Consider the following 17,159-nt stretch of genomic DNA (forward strand, 5'->3'; position numbering starts at 1 on the left):
ACTATTTAATATAGTGATCTAAAAATCTTGTCAAATGGCGGCGATATTCGCTGGGATGGGTCGCATACGACTTTGCGTGCGCTGCCCCTGGTACTACCCACAATTCTTTGCTTCCCTCTGTTGCACGGTAATTACGATAAACCATTTCAGTTGGAACAAAATTATCTTTTGCTCCATGGATAAATAGCATTGGGCGATGATTATGATGCAACATATTTAAGGAGCTAGCTTCATGAATGTAAAAACCATTCTTCACCCGATTAATTAAACTCATCGTACTTATTAATGGCACCCGTAAAAACTTCGGAATCCCATATAAATTACCAGCTTCATAATTTAATTCATCATTAAGGCTCGTATATCCACAATCTTCGACAAATGCTTTTACTTGTGGGGGAAGGTTAATGCCACTAGTCATCATTGTTGTCGCACCACCCATGCTGACCCCAAACAAGACTACTTGGCTATCTTCCCCATTATGCCGAATAAGTTTATTAATCCATTTGCGAATATCATAACGCTCTGGCCATCCATAGCCAATGTATTTTCCTTGGCTTTGACCATGAGCACGCGCATCTGGCATTAGAACATTATACCCCATCTGATGGAAAAGCGCGGCATATTCGCCCATCTTCTCCTTGTCACCCATAAAACCATGGGCAATTACCACATTTTTAGTTGTTGATTTAGCAGCAGGGATGTAATCAGCAACTAGTTTATAATTTCCACTAGCCGATTTCATTGTCCATTTTTCTTTTTTAGCATGCTTAAACCACATTTTCTGCTCATACAATGGATCATTTCGTGAGATTTTAGTTGAATTATTAATAAAATCCTTATGCCCCGGTACCATTGCCACCGAGAAAAAATAGCTACTAGCGGCAAAGATTGCCACTGCAATTACGACTACAATTCCAATGAGCCATCGCCAAGGATGCCACTGTTTTTTTTTGTCTTTGTTCTCAAAATAATTAACCCCATGTCGTATTATTTAATCAATGCGCCTAGTTTAGCACACTTTCTGTTATTTTGCATATTCTTTTCATTCAAAATCGTGATGCTAATGTTAAAATAGATAATGATATATTAAGGGAGTGAAATAATGTTTCCAGAACGCCTACGAGCACTTCGCAAAGGACAAAAGATAACCTTAAAGGAGCTTGCTACCCACCTCAATGAAAACCTTGGCCCCAATGAAAAGCCAAACACTGCTTCACAAATCGGTAACTGGGAACGCGGTATTCGGACCCCGTCATACGTTGAAGCACGAAAACTAGCCGAGTTCTTTGATGTCAGTCTGGACTATCTTACCGGAAAAACTGATCGTGATGATTTTGACTTAGCAAAATTATTTTTCTCTAGTAAGAACCTGTCGTTTAATCAAACTGTACTTTCAAGTGATGATCGATATGAAATTTTTCAACTAATTGATGGTTACTTAAAGGGACGGCATAATCGCCGGGATACAGACACCTTCTATGGTAAGCAAGAGCAACTAGATTTAAAACTTAAATAAGGAGTTTGTGATGAATCCTAAAAAATTAAAGCAGCTAAAAAAGCGGGTAAAAAAAGCTCATCAAATTGTTAATGAGCCTTCCTATATTCAAGAACTAAATACTTACCGTGACCTATTCGATGACTTTCCTCCTGTAAAATACCTCATTAATAATGTTTTAGAAAGTGATCGACTACTCAAAAACGGCTTATTGCCACACCCTCTACCAAAATTATTATTGCCGGATAACATTCAAGATACCATTTTCAAAAAGGTTAATAAACAGTTCCCCCAAGGTGATCCACGCGGTGATAAACTTTGGAACAAATATAGTGAGGCGTTGCCAAAATTGGATAAGGCGTTGCGCAACTATCGTGATTATCTCGAAGAAACATACGGAATGTGGTCATACGTCAATGCACCTTTTGCCAAAGCACTTTCTGATTATTTAGGCGGGGCGCCGACACTGGAGATTATGGCCGGTAATGGTTATATTTCTAAGGGATTACGCAATAACAATGCCACCCAAAAGATTTATACTACCGATAGTCAGGCATGGATAAAAGAAAACGAAACGGGCAAACACCCTGTCACTAAGATTGAGAAGTTGGACGCTCTAGAAGCAATCAAAAAATACGGTGACGAGGTCGAATATGTCATTATGTCATGGGCTCCCGATAAGGGTGAAATTGACTGGGATGTCCTGCAACTTCTTCGTTCAACATACCCCGAAGTCAAATTATTAGTTATTGGCGAAAAAGATGGCGCAACTAACTCTAAAAAATTCTGGCAAGAGGCACAATTGAGTCAAGACGATGAATTACAGAAAGTTAATGCTAACTTGCACTCGTTTGACTTGATTGATGAACAGATTTATCTAGCGAAATAAAAGAAGTTGAGGTTAAAAGAGAACAAAAGCTTTCTCTTAACCTCAACTTTTTATTTAATCAATTTTAGCCACTAATTTTCCGACTACTTCATGATTTTTAATCGCTGTTAAGCCATCAATAATTTGATCAAACGGAATCACCTTCTCAATCAAAGGCTTTACATCCCCATTAGCTATTAATTTTAACATTTCCGCATTCATTCGGCCTAAATCAGCCTGCTGATATGGATTACCACTGAGATGCGCCCCACCAAGATTAACGACATCCATCCCTAGACCGCGATCAAACATTGGAACATTATCAAGTGAAGGAACGTCAACAATCGTTACTAAGCGTCCATTGTAAGCTAGCCGTCGCAAATCAAGTTCTGCTTCTTTTTTGCCTACCGTATCAATGATCAAATCAACGCCAAGCCCATCGGTGAGAGCGGCTAACTCTTTATCCACATCTTCAGTTTGATAGTTGATGATTGCATCTGGAGCGAGCTGCTTTACGTAGTTACATTTACTAGATGAAACAGTTGTAAATACCTTACAGCCATGAAGTTTAGCAAGTTGAATAGCGATACTGCCAACGCCACCCGCACCAGCATGAACCAACACGGTATTAACATTGGAAAAATTAGCTTTGCGTTCTATTGCTTCATAAGCTGTTAAAGCCCCACATAAAGCACTAGCAGCAACTTCATAGGAAACAGAATCCGGAATCTTAGCTAATTCATAAGTCGGGGCAGTCACATATTCGGCGAAACAACCATTTTTCGTTAAATCACCATGTCCAGATACTCGGTCACCAACATGCCAATTCGTAACTCCTTGACCGACACTAACAATCTCCCCAGCAACGTCCAATCCAAGGATATGCGGATACTGCCAAGCACTAACGCCGCCTTCAACGATTTTATAGTCGACCGGATTAAGCCCAGCAGCATGCACTTTGATTAAGACTTCATGTTCAGCTGGCGTAGGAACCGAGACTTCCGCAAAATTCAAATCTTGCAATGAACGATCTGCTGCTTTTTCGACTACTAAGGCTTTCATTTTTTCGCTCTCCTTAATTTTATAACAATTATTATAGCACTTTGCCTAAGCATTCTTCATGGCCATCTTATTAAGGTAGTGCCAAATTTGCGAACGATATTTCCGTAATCCGAATAACATCACAAGATAAATGATAATTGCTAGTGAAATCCAAACAGGACTTTCTGATATAAAGGCAGCAAAAACCAATGCATTCAATGGGCGTGCTACTAAGTTAAAGCTTGTTACCAAGACCACCCCGGTTGGAATTGCAACGCCATAGTGGGCCACTGCTGCAGTATAGACCGGACTGAGCCAACTAGCCGCATATAAACCTAAACTAAACCACACAATTCCCGTCGCAATTACTTTTAAGATATTTCCACGAGTTACCGCGACAATTGATTCAATCATGTACGGAATTGCAATTAAATCAACTACCGGAAGGGTCTTATTGCCAGGAAGGATAAAAGCAATTAAAACCATAATCGGGATTAAAATGATTCCTGAAATTAAAGTTGCTGATTCCCCATAGCCGACCCCATCATCCACTGCTAGGAACCACCGCTTTTTATCATAACGGCTATTTTTATTTTCGCCATGCCGTTTCTTCTGCTGTTCATCAATTTCAGTCGCGATGGGAATAAATGCCTTTGCGAATACGTTTGTAACCAGGGGAAAGATCGCCATAACGGCAGCTAGTTGAATCGCAAATTTAGTAATCTGTCCCCACGCGCTTATTTTCCCCAGTGAAGATAAATTACCCAGGATTCCAATTATTAATCCTAGGATAATTCCCATTGTAATTGGTTCTCCAAAGACACCTAGTTTTTTCTGAAAATCTTTAGGAGTCATCTTCACTTTGTTAAATCCCAGTAAATTCCATAACGGATCTAAAATAATCGCTGGAACCACTTGCTCGATATTATGTAAGGAGTCGACGGTGGTATTCTCAATTCCATAATAGTCTGCCCACCGGTCTGCTTGAATCTCCGCTAAGACTAGTGAGTACAGGAGCATAAAAAATTCCAGCCCTAATGATAGCCAATAATTATGAGTTACATAAAAAGCTAGCGTGCCCCAAATCATATACCCAAAATTATTCCAAATATTAGAAGGCAGAAATACTTTGGTAACGCCAAGTGCAAATAAAATTAATTCAGCTAGTAATCCAAAAACAAAAAACGATAAACCAACCGTTGATCCAAACGCTGCTAATGACCCTGCTTGCCAGCCGATATCAACCACTGGTAGTTTAATCCCCGTATTATCAACCATTTGGCGGACAATCTTAGTCACCACTGGCGTAAATTCTGTGATAATCCAGGTAAAACCAGTTAAACCGACACCAGCATAGAAGGCACTCATCATTGCTGTCTTAGGCTTCACTCGTAGTAATAAGGCAATGATAAAAATTATTATTGGGACAACTACACTTGCGCCAAAGGTTTGAAAAATAGTATTAACTTCTTGAAGCATGTTTTATCCCTCCATCGAATAAACTGTTACCTATATTTTCTCTAAGACCGATCTTTTTAGCAAGACAAAAGGTTTATCTTCGTTTGCTATAGAAATGCATTCAGAAATTTGCTACAGTATGATGAGTTTAATTTATTAGGGAGGGTACATTTTATGAAATATCGTTTACAAGCTATTATTTTTGTCTTCGTTGCCTTTATGCTTGGGTGTAACGAATATATGATTGTCGGCGTTTTACCTGATATTGCTCATGAATACCATGATTCACTTGGTAAGTTAGGCCTACTTGTAACTGTGTTTGCCTTGGTTTATGCTATCTTTACTCCGATTATTACTTCAATGGCAAATCGGTGGCGACGACATCATGTCTTATTAGTTCTCATGGTCATTTTCTTTATCGGCAATACCTGGACAGCGATGGCGCCAAACTTTATTTCAATGTTGCTTTCACGGATTCTAACCGCTAGTGTTGCCGGTGCGATTATCTCAATGGTCCTCGTAATGGCGAGCTATGTTGCGCCGCGCGAAAAAAGAGCAAGCCTGGTTTCATGGGTTTTTGCTGGATTTAGTATCGCGTCAGTTATCGGTATTCCAATCGGGACCGTTATCAGCACTACCCTTACTTGGCATGATAGTTTTTGGATGATTTCTGGAATAACAATCATTGTTTTTGTCGCCTTACTCTGGCTCGTCCCACGTGATACGCCTCAATTTAAGAGTACCCTTAGTAAACAATTTGTGTTATTTAAGGATTCTCGAATCATTCTCGGTGTTAGTTTCATCGTTGCTACTTGTGCGGCTGACTACACAATTTATACCTATATTCGACCTTTAATCACTAACGAAATGGGCTTTGATAATACTTGGTTAAATTGGCTCTTATTCGGAATGGGAATTTTCTTTATTATTGGTAATAAATTTGGTGGCTACCTGGCGGACCGTGGCGGAATCCACCGACTCAGTGGAATCTACGCGGCAATGACAGTCTTATTTCTCATCTTTGGCCCCGTCTTACCATTCAAGTGGGGCGCCATTATTATTGTGGCTGTCTTATGTATTGCCTTTTCATGCTATGGCTCTTCCACCCAATTGATGTTCCTCGATATTGCCGAAAAACAATATCCTCAATCACTTGACTTAGCTTCATCTCTAAACTCGATTTTTGCTAATATTGGTATTTCGCTGGGCTCTTTTACTGCCTCTCAGGCTGTCACCTTCACTGCCATGAAAAATCTCGGTTACGTTGGTGCAGTCTATGGGCTTCTCGCAACAATACTAGTCATCGTCCTTAGCAAAAAATATACGGGGATGCGCAATTATTAATCTTAACTTTGAGTACAGATGGATTTTCTATCTGTGCTTTTTATTTCCCGGGAAATTAATATGCAACTAATAGTAGCGGGGTGAGCAATTGTTGTTATCTAAGGATTCTATTGACCTTTTAAGCAGATCCAATTAAATTCTAAATATAGATTTTGAAAAGGAGCTTTTTGCTATGTCATACTCTTTCCCGCATCAACTGCTCAAATTGCGGACTGAAAAACAATTATCACAAGCTGAACTAGCTACGCGCCTGTTTGTTTCCCGCCAGGCCGTCTCCAAATGGGAAAACGGGGATGCTGAACCAAGTATCGACAAGCTAATTTTGCTTGCCAAAGTTTTTAATGTTTCATTAGACCGCCTCATCCTGGGAACAAACGACTTTAATCAACCACTGGTAAAACTTAATAATATTGTTAAAACTTTTAACTCACCAGTTCTCAACAGCCTTGATTTAACTATTCAGAATAATGAACGCATTGCCCTCCTTGGTAGTAATGGCGCTGGTAAAACAACTTTAGTAAAGATAATTGAAGGTACTTTGAAACCCAACGAAGGTACTGTTAAATGGTATTTTAATAAAAATGATTCTTTAAATATCATGTCCCAAGAAAATGTTTTAATTCCGACCCTAAAAGTTAAAGAGCAAATCAGTTTGACAGCCGCCATAACTAAGGTTGATTCAAAACAACGAATCAATTATCTTCTTGATCAATTTAAATTATCATCCCAGCCAAATACAATTATTGCGAAATTGTCAGGTGGACAAAAACGTCGCCTTTCGCTCTTACTTAGCGTCCTCCGTCAGTCCAAACTTCTGATCCTAGACGAGCCGACTGTTGGGATGGATTTAGAATCAATTGACTATTTTTGGCATTTTATTGAAAAGGTTTCAGGAAGTATTTTAGTTATTACTCATGATTTCAATCAAATTGATAAATTCTTTTCCCGTGTTCTGCTCCTTAAAGATGGCCAAATTTCTCACGACATCCCTGTTAAAGAAATTCACCAACATAATCAAACAATCGAACAATGGTATCGTCAACATAATCGTTAGGAGCTTTCTTATGAATATCATAGCAATTCAACTAAAACAAGTTTTACGCAATCGTCGTTTCTTTCTTTTTACTATTCTCCTGCCAGGTATTTGGTATGTATTTATGATTCAAGTTGCTAGTACATCTCTCCCCGCTACTGGCAACTTCCGGCTTGCTTTACTCTTGCTTGCTCTCCTGATGGGAATACTCGGCAATTCAATCGTTACTTTCAGCAAACGCATTTGTAGTAATAAGGACTTCTATATTTTTCAATCGCACATTAGCCACTATTCTTTGTGGAACTATTTATTTTCGCAATTAACTACCCAAGTCATCATAAATTTGTTCATCACCATCGTAATTATGATTCTTGCCATTTTTCTTCATACTATTGAGTTCAACTTTATTACTATCACTAGTATTTTATTAACCAATATTATCGGAATATATCTAAGCGTGATCGGGTTTGCAATTGGGCTTTCCTTTGACGCACCAACTGTTGATGCCGCTGGAACCCCAATCCTATTTATAATCGCAACTTTTATTATTCCGTGGAAACACCTCTTACCAGCTAATTCTTTTATTGATTTTTTTACTAATATACAAAAGCTATTTCCAACTTATTATCTTTATGCCGACCTTGATCATCTATCGGTTAGTCATCTTGGGCTACTATTTGTAACTGCGATTATTACTCTGCTACCTTGGCTTGGCTTTATCTATCGAAAATTAATCAATTAAAAAAACCGGAATACTTAGTATGTTTAGTACTAGGTATTCCGGTTTTTCGTGTATTGATACTATCTCAAGTCAATCAGCACTGTCCACATGGCCGATTAACTGGACACCTCACAATCCGGTGAGTTAATGTGTCTCACTTGCCAAAATGTCAATGGTAGCTCTTAGGGTCGCTACCAGACCTCTCGACTCATCGCAAACTATAATTTAGCATATTTGACCCATTGATGCAACTCTTATGCTCTTGCTTCCATTATATCTGCAAGGTGTTCGGCTACCCATTCTTGAGCTTTAGTAACCAAATCAGTTGTCTTTCCACTTTGATCGGTTTCATTTGCTAATTCATCGATCCGCAATCCCGTTTTATTAATATCTTCACTCTCCATTACTAAATAAAGATTAACAGGGTACTCGATCTCTTTATCCAATAATTTAACATCTAATCGCTCTGCCTCATCCATCGGTATGTTGATTAAGTTGGTTTCTAAGCGAAAGCTAACTGGATCACCTTTTTTCATTTTAATATTCATCTTATATTGACCAAGGTGTCCCGTATCAAGCTGTTCAATCATAAAATTAATCGCAGTTGTTAATACTGTTTTTTGCTGTGATTGGGCAGCAGTTTTTTCAACTTCTTCTGTCACAACCTGATCGCTCGTCAACTGTGACAAATAATCAGCTACTGACATCTTCATTTTTTTATTTGCTCCTTCATTTTTTCAATTTTAGCTTTTGTATAGTCTGCACGCTGTTTTGCACCATAATAAACACCAGCAGCTCCTACTAAAATTCCAACAATACTTAGTGCTTGAATAAATAATCCGTAGGCACTTTCTCGTGGACTTACCATTTGAAATGCGGCTAAACTAGCGATTGCAAAATAAAGGTTTACTAAAATCGTTGCATATCCACAAAAGCGCATCTTTAAAAACGATAATCCGTTAACAATGATTGCTAAAACGATAAAGAGGAGCAGCCGCGGCCATACAGATGATGATGTCAGCGAGTGACCATGCTGAACAAACATAAAAGCATCAAGGACTAATGCAATTACTGCTGCTACTGATGTTACAATAACAACTTTTTCATTATTTTTCATTTATTTTGCCAACTTTCTTTTTTGCTATCCCCGCGGATGACCAATATTTTTACATTCCTTAATTAACAAAAAAGGAATGTAACGATTAATTACACTCCTCATTTTACTAAATTAAGTTAAAAAGCTCAATTATGCGAGTAAATCAGCTACTTCAGCGGTTGGAATTCCTGTAATATATTGTTGGGTTCCTTCCGCTTCAAGGACTTTAGCAATTTCATCATGGTCATACTTAACTCCTTGGAGCTTTTCTGCTAATTGGTTAATATCCTGCGGGCCAAAGAAATCACCATAGAATTTCACGTTTTTGATTACGCCATCTTTAACATCAAAGCGGGCATCAATTGTCCCCATATCAAAGTGTTTTCGCCGCTTAACCGTAAATTCTGGCGACTTACCATAGACCCAATCCCAGTTGTTATAGTACTGCTCATAGATCTTATCAATTTCTTTTTGATCCTCGGGAGTAACCACGTATTGCTTATCCTTAATCTCCTCAAGGTCGTCAACATGAAAGAGACCCTTTAGCAATTCGTCCCTAAATGTTGGCACATCAATATCTTGGTACTTTTCATCCAAGTATGGGCGGAGGTTCGTAACCCGTGATCGAACGGATTTGATCCCCTTTGAAGCAATCTTATCTTTTGCCACATGAAGGGCATCCGCGACGACACTTAAGTCAACGTCAAGCATTAGCGTTCCATGGGAAAACGTCTTTCCATTACGTGAATACATCGCATTTCCCGAGAATTTCTTACCATCAACTAAAATATCATTACGACCGCTGACCTCTGCACTGGTAGCGCCCATTTGATGAAGAACATTAACAATTGGCTGGGTAAACGATTTAAAGTCACCAAATTCCTCACTATCGCTTGGGACCACAAAACTAAAACAGAGATTCCCTAAGTCTTGATAAACAGCACCACCGCCTGATAAACGACGGGTTACCCGGATATTGTGTTCTTTTACATAATCATGATTAATCTCTTCAAGCGTATTTTGGTTTCGGCCTACAATAATACATGGTTCTTCATAATAAAATAGTACTAAAGGCTCTTTCCCAAAATCCTTATTATTCATTAAATATTGTTCTGTAGCTAAATTCATTCCAATATTATGAGAAGTCATTGAAACATAACGCATAACTAGCACCCTCTTATAAAAACATCAACATAAATAGACTAAAGTTTTACTTTTGTCATTTAGTCATCCAATTGTAGTGTACGTCTTTTAGTAAGCGTTTGCAATACATTATCAACAAAGTGAAAAATACTTTCTTTTTTACATCTTTTTAGGGCGAAAACATTTTATAATAAAGGTATAAACTTTCGGAGGTGTCTATTATGACAGAAATTTATCCATACAAACACATTCTCGTTGCTGTCGACGGCTCAAAAATTACTAGTAACGTCTTAGAAAGTGCCATTGATTCTGCACTACGGAATCATGCTAGCCTTGATATCTTACGGATTGTTCAAGTAACGCAACTAACTGATGGCTATAGCAATGCGGCCCTTAGCAACGAAGAAACATATAATATTGTTAAAACCACCAAGGAACGACTCGATGACTTGAAAAAGCGTGCGGTCGATGCGGGGGTTGAAGACGTTAACGTTCATATCCGATTTGGAAATCCAAAACGTGTTATTGCCCATGAATTTCCGTCAGATCACAATACTGACTTGATTGTTCTCGGTGCGACTGGTGTATCTGGTCTTGAACGCTTTGTTCTTGGCTCTGTTACCCACTATGTTAGTCGGATGGCAAAATGTGATGTTCTTGTTGTTCGCAAAAACGACCATGTTAACTAGGTGAAAAAACGGTGAAACAAATTGTTACTGGCATCGTTGCTCATGTCGATGCTGGAAAAACGACTTTAACCGAAGCCCTCATGTATAAAACCGGCGCTATTCGAAAGCTAGGCCGTGTGGATAATGGGGATGCTTTTTTAGATCCTAATACGCTCGAAAAACAGCGCGGAATCACTCTTTTTACCCATCAAGCTGAACTAACCTACAATGACCTTGTGCTTACCCTTCTCGATACCCCGGGGCACGTCGATTTTACTAGTCAAACAGAACAAGTCTTACCAGTTCTTGATTATGCAATTCTTGTCGTTTCAGCCACTGATGGTATTCAGGGATACACGCGCACATTATGGGATCTTCTTGCGCGTTATGATATCCCGACTTTCATTTTCATTAACAAAGAAGACGTGATTGGTGCTGATTCTAGCGGTGTTATCGAGCAACTGCAAAAAGAATTTTCGCCAGCTTGCCTTGATTTTGCTGATCCATTAACTGATGAAGTTCATGAAACAATTGCCATGCAGGATGATACAGTTTTAGAAAACTACCTCAGTACTGGCAGTCTTAGCGATCAAACAATTCAACAATTGATTAAACAACGTAAAGTGTTCCCTTGTTATCGTGGAGCAGCCCTAAAGCTAACTGGAATCACTAATTTCTTAAAGGGACTTGAGAAATGGACTGTTACGCCTGAGTTCGCTGATGAATTTACAGCGCGGGTATTTAAGATTTCCCATGATGACAAGGGCAACAGACTTAGTTGGGTTCGCGTATTCGGTGGCAAAATTCCAGCTAAATCAGTTTTGTTAAATGAAGAAAAAGTGAACCAAATTCGAATATATAACGGGGCTAAATTTACCCCGAGTCAGGTTTTAAGTGCTGGTCAAGTCGGTGCTCTTACTGGATTAACTTCTACATCCCCTGGACTTGGTCTTGGTAAAACAAAGCCACTCCCGGCACCAGTTATAAAACCAGTCTTAAATTATGCCGTTAAAGTTGATAAAGAGGACCTTCATGCTTGTCTCAACGCCTTAAAAGAGCTTGAAGATGAAGATCCACAACTACAGATCTCTTGGCATCCTCACATCCAAGAGATTCACGTTCAGATTATGGGAGAAGCTCAACTTCAGATTCTGCAACAATTGCTTCAAGAACGTTACCAATTAAAAGTTACATTTGATGAGGGAAACGTTCTATATCAAGAAACGATTACTAACAAAGTTGAAGGGGTCGGTCACTTTGAACCATTACGTCACTATGCCGAAGCCCACCTTCTTTTAGAACCGGGAAAACAAGGCTCTGGAATTACAATTAGCAGTGATTGCAGTCTTGATATCCTTGATCGCAATTGGCAACACCAGATCTTAACTAGTTTACAGGCCAAAGAACATTTAGGGGTTCTTACAGGAGCTCCCCTTACCGATGTCAAAATCACCCTCATTGGTGGTCGCGGCCATATTAAACATACAGTTGGTGGAGATTTTCGTCAGGCTAGTTGGCGAGCGGTTCGCCAAGGATTGATGGAATTAAAGGGACAAAACGGATGTCAATTATTAGAACCTTGGTATGCTTTCCACCTTAAAGTCCCGAATGACCAAGTAGGACGCGCAATTAATGACATTCAACAAATGCATGGTACGTTCGAGCTTGATGAAGCTAATAGTCAAGCCCTAACCCTGATTACGGGAACCGCTCCTGTTGTGGGCATGCGCGACTACGCCCAAAGCGTTCGCGCCTACACTCACGGCCAGGGTCAGCTCGAGCTTGTTGTTGCTGGCTATTATCCATGTCATAATGCTGAAGATGTTATTAGAGATGTTAATTATGATCCGGTTGCTGACCTAGAAAACACTCCTGATTCCGTCTTCTGTGCGCATGGTGCTGGTTTCCCCGTTCCGTGGAATGAAGTCCCAACAATGGCGCATTATCCATATAGAAAATAGGTTGTTGATATTGCCATAAATAAAGAGGAGCTAGAAGAAAAATTTCTTCTAACCCCTCTTTATTTTTCATTCAATTGTCAATAGCAATCCATACAATGCACCTAATAAATTAGCTTCATTGCCAAACTTTGCGGTCATTATTTCTGGCATCGTAACATCATCATGAAGACGGTAATCACTCTTTTGCAGAATCATAAATTGCTTCTTTATTTCATCAATTAAAATTTTTTGGGCACTAATGCCACCACCAATGAGCACACGTTCAAGGTCAACAACTGTCTGGATATTTAAAATCAAAACGGCTACTCGTCGACAAAAACCTTCAAATAAGGACCAAATAACTGGATTATGACGATTAATTTCTTTAAATACTCGCCGGCCATCAGTCTTATCCTTAATATCACAAATATCAGCCATGGTTTCAATCATCTTAACTGCTGAAGTAGTAGCCCCCATTGTCGAATAGTGAAGTTCAGGCGCATCATTATCAATGATCATGGCACTTAATTCACCGGCCTGAAAATGCGGTCCGTGCAAGAGCTGGTTATTAATAACAATCCCACCGCCAACTGAAGTTCCTAATGTAATTACAGCGCCACTACTGATACCGTTGAGATTGCCAAGCCACATTTCCGCCAATGTCGCACAATTAGCATCATTACCAACATATACTGGGCAATGAGCTCGTGATTCTAGATAGGCTGCAAAGTTAAAGGTCCCCATAAAGCCAAGGGCACCAGTAAACTTTACCTCTCCCGTCGCCGGATTAACGACTCCTGGAAGACTGACACAAATCGCAGTAACCTTGTCTAAAACCGGCTCCACAACAGCAAAGATTGCAGCCAGAAATGCTTCTTTTTGATGAGGAGTTGGGACATGATTTTTCTCAAAAATATTACCAGAGTGATCAATTAACGCACTCTTTATCTCTGTCCCACCAATATCAATACTCAAATACTGTCGTTGCATAACTCCTCACCTCATCTCTCTTATATTATACACGACTCCGCTGCTGAGGGTACCATATACAAATACTGATGAATAAGCCCACCATGGTAAAAGGCAACCAACTAAAGCCAAGTTGATACAAGGGAAAGTATTTTTCTGCAAAATGAATTAATGACATACTAAATGTGGTATCCCGTAAAACCGGTGGAAAAGCATTTACCATATCAAAAAACGCAGGAATCATTGTTATACCTGTCGTGATTCGGTAAATTAACGAAGCTCCCTTGAATAGGGGCGAAAAAATACCTAGTAGGATCAACACAATGGCTAATGGATAAAGGAACATTAAAACTGGTATCGACCATGAAACGATCCGATCTAATCCCATGTTAGCAACTAGAAATGACAATAGGCAATTGCCCCGTAAAAAGGCTTTATAAGAAATCTGGGGAAAACGATAATGAAAGTCCTGGGCAAAAGCGACTACTAACCCCATCGCCGTTGTCATACACGTGATTGTCGCAAGGGTTAACAATAATACATTTCCAAAATCTCCCATATAATAATGAGCAATTTGATTTAATGTTGTTCCCCCATTAGCTGCGATTATGAATTGGTGCCGACTCGTTGTCCCCAAATAAATTAGTCCAATATATAAAATCCCAATTCCAAAAATCCCGATCATTCCACCCTTGGTAGTAGCGAGTGAAACTGATTGTTGAGATTTAAAACCAAGTTGGCGAATTGCGGTAATAATCGTAACCCCAAAAACCAATGCTGCTAATGCATCAACAGTATTATATCCTTGAATAAAACCATTACTAAAGGCATGATTAACATATTCTGGAGTTGGTTGGGGAGTAGTTGTACTTCCCATTGGATGAATAAAGGCGAGAAGAAAAACCAAAAATAACATAATAAGGAAAATTGGATTTAAAACCTTACCAATTATTTCGGTGATTTTTCCTTCACGCGTTGCAAAAAAGTAAACAATTAGAAAAAATGCTCCGGTATAGGCTAATAATCCCCAGCCTTGCATCCCTTTACTTAAATATGGCGCAACTCCAATCGTATAAGGAACAGTTGCCGTACGTGGGGTTGCACATAAAGGTCCAATAATTATTTGAACCAGGACAAGGAAAATAAGGGCAAACCTTTTCCCATTTGGTAAAGCTAGTTCATATAATCCATTTGCATGTGTAATACTAATCGCTAGTAATGCAAATAGCGGTAAAAGAACACCAGAAAGCAAGAATCCACCCGTTGCTGCTATCCACTGGTTACCGGCTAATTGTCCTAAATGCACAGGAAAAATTAAATTTCCTGCCCCAAATAACATTCCAAAAATTAGCGACCCAATTACCAAGTAGGGTTTACACGCTGCTTTAATTGAGCTCATAGTTAATCACTCATTCCTTTTCTCTCAATTTAATGATATTCAGCCGGAAATCCCGTGACTCTAGTCATGGGATGGAAGGCCCTATCAAGCTCCGTAAGGAGCTTTGTTCATTTCATTGTATTTTTGATCGTTTATATATTTCTCGACAACTTCTTTACTCATATTACCTAACGTGCTCATGTAGTAACTAGGCGACCATAAATGACCACTCCAGGATTGGGACTGCCGAATTTCCGGGTGTCGACGTAAGAAAATAAAGGCGCTTCTGCCTTTGAGCGCTTTGATGGCACTAGTCGGTGCCTTGCTAGGCGGAAAGCTAATTAAGACATGAACATGGTCAGGCATAACTTCCATTTTCTCGATTACAATTTCGTTATCCTCGGCTACTTGCCATAGGATCTCCTTCATTTCGTTTGATAACTCATCAGTAGTAAAAGTTTTATGACGATATTTAGTAACCCAAATTAGATGGAAATGGAAATTATAGATATATCGTCTGGTATATACTGCATCTTTGATTTTATCTTTACTCATTTTATTTACCTCTATATTTATCATCATTGACATATGATATAATGTCATTATATCAACAAAGAAGGTGAAATTAAATGAAGTCAATGGCAAAAATGCAATATCATTATGGCCTGAAAATGCGTTGCTATCCTAGTGACCAACAAAAGCAGTTGATTAAAATTAATAGTGACGCTAGTCGCTTTATCTATAACGAAATGGTTGCGATCGGTAAGGAACTAATGCAACTTCGCAGAGTTAAATTACCGATTGACACAGTTCAGGATCGTATTAAACAACTAACTATGCGCCAAAACGCTAAACAAATGTCTAATCACTATCAATTTTTAGAAGATAAACGAATTGACAGTTTGGCGAAAGCTAATGCCATTCAGAACTATCGGAAAGCTTGGAATGCTTTTCGGAAGGTCCACACCGCTGGTGTTCCTAAATTTCATCGAAAGAGTTATCGCTGGCGTTATCAAACCAATTGTCAATACCCAGGGCAAAAGATTGCGTTGCTAACTAACGGTACAGTCTGTTTTCTAGATAATAGCCATGTCAAAGTCCCTAAAATCGGACTGTTACGGGTTGCCGGTTCTCAAGCACGTCTTTTGAAGAGAATGTGTGAGACTAGAATTGGTACTGTGACATTGATTAAAGATCCAGCGGATCACTTCTTTCTATCAATGCAACTAGCTTCAGATGAATCTTTTGTTAAAGTGTCCCAAGCTAATCACGGACATATCGGAATTGATCTTAATACTGATAATTTCTTAACCGATAGTAACGGTAATACAGTTCCTAATCCACGATATTATCGCACTATTAAAGGCAAATTAGCCAAAGAACAGCGTATTTTATCTAGACGGCAACGGCGTGTCAAAAAAGAACATCGTTCTTTACGCGATAGTAAAAATTACCAAAAGCAACGCTTGTTAGTTGCCAAACTCCATGCCAAAGTAATGAACCAAAGACATAATTTTCTCCAACAAATCTCTACTGCATTAATCAAGAACCACGATTTAGTAGTAGCTGAGGAGTTGCGTAGTAAGAACATGCTCAAGAATCATGCTTTAGCGCTTAGTATTTCTGACGTTGGCTGGCGTTCCTTTCTCGGCATGTTAGCTTATAAAGCAGATTTGTATGGTCGTCAATTTATTACAATCAGCCCAAGAAATACTACCCAAACATGTCACAATTGTGGCTTTGTGATGGGCACTAATGGCACGGACAAACTAACGTTAGCTGACCGAAAATGGACTTGTCCTAACTGTGGTACTCACCATATTCGTGACTGGAACGCAGCTAAAAATATTCTTGATAAGGGAATAGTTAAACTAGCTTAGTTTATCTGTCCCTATGGCAACCTGGGGACATAAAAGGCGTTGGTAATTAGACGACCACTGTTTGATTATAACTTCGGTTGATCAAATAAGTTGTCCCTATCTACGCAAATTGTGGTCTGAAATCC

17 protein-coding genes are annotated in these 17,159 nt (G+C 39.2%); 8 read left to right on the forward strand and 9 right to left on the reverse strand.

The features are described 5' to 3' along the window. Nucleotide 1 precedes the first annotated feature (1 nt). Entirely contained in the window at nucleotides 2–895 is an 894-nt protein-coding gene (locus LREU_RS08705; RefSeq protein ID WP_012390618.1) for an alpha/beta hydrolase, read from the reverse strand. A gap of 207 nt (nucleotides 896–1,102) precedes the next feature. Between LREU_RS08705 and LREU_RS08710 the strand changes: the two genes are divergently transcribed. Together LREU_RS08710 and LREU_RS08715 are read left to right on the forward strand one after the other, a co-directional pair. Further along, nucleotides 1,103–1,516, forward strand: a complete 414-nt coding sequence (locus LREU_RS08710; RefSeq protein ID WP_003664887.1) for a helix-turn-helix domain-containing protein — start codon at nucleotides 1,103–1,105, stop codon at nucleotides 1,514–1,516. A gap of 10 nt (nucleotides 1,517–1,526) precedes the next feature. Next, the gene (locus tag LREU_RS08715) at nucleotides 1,527–2,384 is read left to right on the forward strand and encodes a hypothetical protein (protein WP_003669074.1); all 858 of its coding nucleotides are present in this window, start codon (nucleotides 1,527–1,529) and stop codon (nucleotides 2,382–2,384) included. 54 nt (nucleotides 2,385–2,438) lie between these two features. Here LREU_RS08715 and LREU_RS08720 read toward each other — a convergent pair whose 3' ends face one another. Together LREU_RS08720 and LREU_RS08725 are read right to left on the reverse strand one after the other, a co-directional pair. Beyond that, nucleotides 2,439–3,425, reverse strand: a complete 987-nt coding sequence (locus tag LREU_RS08720) for a zinc-binding dehydrogenase (RefSeq protein ID WP_003669075.1) — start codon at nucleotides 3,423–3,425, stop codon at nucleotides 2,439–2,441. A gap of 45 nt (nucleotides 3,426–3,470) precedes the next feature. Further along, the gene (locus LREU_RS08725; RefSeq protein WP_003669076.1) at nucleotides 3,471–4,883 is read right to left on the reverse strand and encodes a PTS galactitol transporter subunit IIC; all 1,413 of its coding nucleotides are present in this window, start codon (nucleotides 4,881–4,883) and stop codon (nucleotides 3,471–3,473) included. 153 nt (nucleotides 4,884–5,036) lie between these two features. On the opposite strand from LREU_RS08725, the gene LREU_RS08730 reads away from it, so the two are divergent. The 3 genes from LREU_RS08730 to LREU_RS08740 all read left to right on the forward strand — a co-directional run bounded on the left by LREU_RS08730 (nucleotide 5,037) and on the right by LREU_RS08740 (nucleotide 7,981). Next, complete coding sequence (locus LREU_RS08730) at nucleotides 5,037–6,206, forward strand: MFS transporter (RefSeq protein ID WP_003669077.1); 1,170 nt, start codon at nucleotides 5,037–5,039, stop codon at nucleotides 6,204–6,206. 172 nt (nucleotides 6,207–6,378) lie between these two features. Further along, nucleotides 6,379–7,260, forward strand: a complete 882-nt coding sequence (locus LREU_RS08735) for an XRE family transcriptional regulator (RefSeq protein ID WP_003669078.1) — start codon at nucleotides 6,379–6,381, stop codon at nucleotides 7,258–7,260. A 10-nt stretch (nucleotides 7,261–7,270) separates the two neighbouring features. Further along, a complete protein-coding gene (locus LREU_RS08740) occupies nucleotides 7,271–7,981 on the forward strand; it encodes a hypothetical protein (RefSeq protein WP_003669079.1) in 711 nt (236 codons plus the stop codon). A gap of 233 nt (nucleotides 7,982–8,214) precedes the next feature. On the opposite strand, the gene LREU_RS08745 is transcribed toward LREU_RS08740, so the two are convergent. The 3 genes from LREU_RS08745 to LREU_RS08755 all read right to left on the reverse strand — a co-directional run bounded on the left by LREU_RS08745 (nucleotide 8,215) and on the right by LREU_RS08755 (nucleotide 10,220). Beyond that, nucleotides 8,215–8,673 (reverse strand): hypothetical protein, encoded by a 459-nt coding sequence (locus LREU_RS08745; RefSeq protein WP_003669080.1) that lies wholly within the window; start codon nucleotides 8,671–8,673, stop codon nucleotides 8,215–8,217. Beyond that, the gene (locus tag LREU_RS08750) at nucleotides 8,670–9,077 is read right to left on the reverse strand and encodes a hypothetical protein (RefSeq protein WP_003669081.1); all 408 of its coding nucleotides are present in this window, start codon (nucleotides 9,075–9,077) and stop codon (nucleotides 8,670–8,672) included. The genes LREU_RS08745 and LREU_RS08750 overlap by 4 nt, the downstream gene beginning before the upstream one ends. A gap of 129 nt (nucleotides 9,078–9,206) precedes the next feature. Beyond that, entirely contained in the window at nucleotides 9,207–10,220 is a 1,014-nt protein-coding gene (locus LREU_RS08755; RefSeq protein WP_003669082.1) for a lipoate--protein ligase, read from the reverse strand. Nucleotides 10,221–10,420: 200 nt separating this feature from the next. Between LREU_RS08755 and LREU_RS08760 the strand changes: the two genes are divergently transcribed. After that, nucleotides 10,421–10,888, forward strand: a complete 468-nt coding sequence (locus tag LREU_RS08760; RefSeq protein ID WP_003664906.1) for a universal stress protein — start codon at nucleotides 10,421–10,423, stop codon at nucleotides 10,886–10,888. A gap of 11 nt (nucleotides 10,889–10,899) precedes the next feature. Beyond that, complete coding sequence (locus LREU_RS08765; protein WP_003669083.1) at nucleotides 10,900–12,828, forward strand: elongation factor G; 1,929 nt, start codon at nucleotides 10,900–10,902, stop codon at nucleotides 12,826–12,828. A 66-nt stretch (nucleotides 12,829–12,894) separates the two neighbouring features. Here the strand turns inward: LREU_RS08765 and LREU_RS08770 are convergent, their stop codons facing one another. The 3 genes from LREU_RS08770 to tnpA all read right to left on the reverse strand — a co-directional run bounded on the left by LREU_RS08770 (nucleotide 12,895) and on the right by tnpA (nucleotide 15,709). Continuing rightward, nucleotides 12,895–13,797: an ROK family protein gene (locus LREU_RS08770; RefSeq protein WP_003669084.1), complete on the reverse strand. Its 903-nt coding sequence runs from the start codon at nucleotides 13,795–13,797 to the stop codon at nucleotides 12,895–12,897. 25 nt (nucleotides 13,798–13,822) lie between these two features. Continuing rightward, a complete protein-coding gene (gene brnQ / locus LREU_RS08775; protein ID WP_003669085.1) occupies nucleotides 13,823–15,175 on the reverse strand; it encodes a branched-chain amino acid transport system II carrier protein in 1,353 nt (450 codons plus the stop codon). 84 nt (nucleotides 15,176–15,259) lie between these two features. After that, the gene (gene tnpA / locus LREU_RS08780; protein ID WP_011953568.1) at nucleotides 15,260–15,709 is read right to left on the reverse strand and encodes an IS200/IS605 family transposase; all 450 of its coding nucleotides are present in this window, start codon (nucleotides 15,707–15,709) and stop codon (nucleotides 15,260–15,262) included. Between the two features lie 74 nt (nucleotides 15,710–15,783). On the opposite strand from tnpA, the gene LREU_RS08785 reads away from it, so the two are divergent. Then, nucleotides 15,784–17,034: an RNA-guided endonuclease InsQ/TnpB family protein gene (locus LREU_RS08785; protein ID WP_003669087.1), complete on the forward strand. Its 1,251-nt coding sequence runs from the start codon at nucleotides 15,784–15,786 to the stop codon at nucleotides 17,032–17,034. Nucleotides 17,035–17,159: the final 125 nt, after the last annotated feature.

The organism is Limosilactobacillus reuteri subsp. reuteri, from assembly GCF_000016825.1.
In the GTDB taxonomy this organism is placed as follows: domain Bacteria; phylum Bacillota; class Bacilli; order Lactobacillales; family Lactobacillaceae; genus Limosilactobacillus; species Limosilactobacillus reuteri.

Coding starts and splice junctions, on each gene's coding strand:
- LREU_RS08730 (WP_003669077.1), top strand. CDS start 5,037: ATGAAATATCGTTTACAAGCTATTATTTTTGTCTTCGTTGCCTTTATG.
- brnQ (WP_003669085.1), bottom strand. CDS start 15,175: ATGAGCTCAATTAAAGCAGCGTGTAAACCCTACTTGGTAATTGGGTCG.
- LREU_RS08710 (WP_003664887.1), top strand. CDS start 1,103: ATGTTTCCAGAACGCCTACGAGCACTTCGCAAAGGACAAAAGATAACC.
- LREU_RS08750 (WP_003669081.1), bottom strand. CDS start 9,077: ATGAAAAATAATGAAAAAGTTGTTATTGTAACATCAGTAGCAGCAGTA.
- LREU_RS08715 (WP_003669074.1), top strand. CDS start 1,527: ATGAATCCTAAAAAATTAAAGCAGCTAAAAAAGCGGGTAAAAAAAGCT.
- LREU_RS08720 (WP_003669075.1), bottom strand. CDS start 3,425: ATGAAAGCCTTAGTAGTCGAAAAAGCAGCAGATCGTTCATTGCAAGAT.
- LREU_RS08725 (WP_003669076.1), bottom strand. CDS start 4,883: ATGCTTCAAGAAGTTAATACTATTTTTCAAACCTTTGGCGCAAGTGTA.
- LREU_RS08785 (WP_003669087.1), top strand. CDS start 15,784: ATGAAGTCAATGGCAAAAATGCAATATCATTATGGCCTGAAAATGCGT.
- LREU_RS08735 (WP_003669078.1), top strand. CDS start 6,379: ATGTCATACTCTTTCCCGCATCAACTGCTCAAATTGCGGACTGAAAAA.
- LREU_RS08755 (WP_003669082.1), bottom strand. CDS start 10,220: ATGCGTTATGTTTCAATGACTTCTCATAATATTGGAATGAATTTAGCT.
- LREU_RS08760 (WP_003664906.1), top strand. CDS start 10,421: ATGACAGAAATTTATCCATACAAACACATTCTCGTTGCTGTCGACGGC.
- LREU_RS08770 (WP_003669084.1), bottom strand. CDS start 13,797: ATGCAACGACAGTATTTGAGTATTGATATTGGTGGGACAGAGATAAAG.
- tnpA (WP_011953568.1), bottom strand. CDS start 15,709: ATGAGTAAAGATAAAATCAAAGATGCAGTATATACCAGACGATATATC.
- LREU_RS08740 (WP_003669079.1), top strand. CDS start 7,271: ATGAATATCATAGCAATTCAACTAAAACAAGTTTTACGCAATCGTCGT.
- LREU_RS08745 (WP_003669080.1), bottom strand. CDS start 8,673: ATGAAGATGTCAGTAGCTGATTATTTGTCACAGTTGACGAGCGATCAG.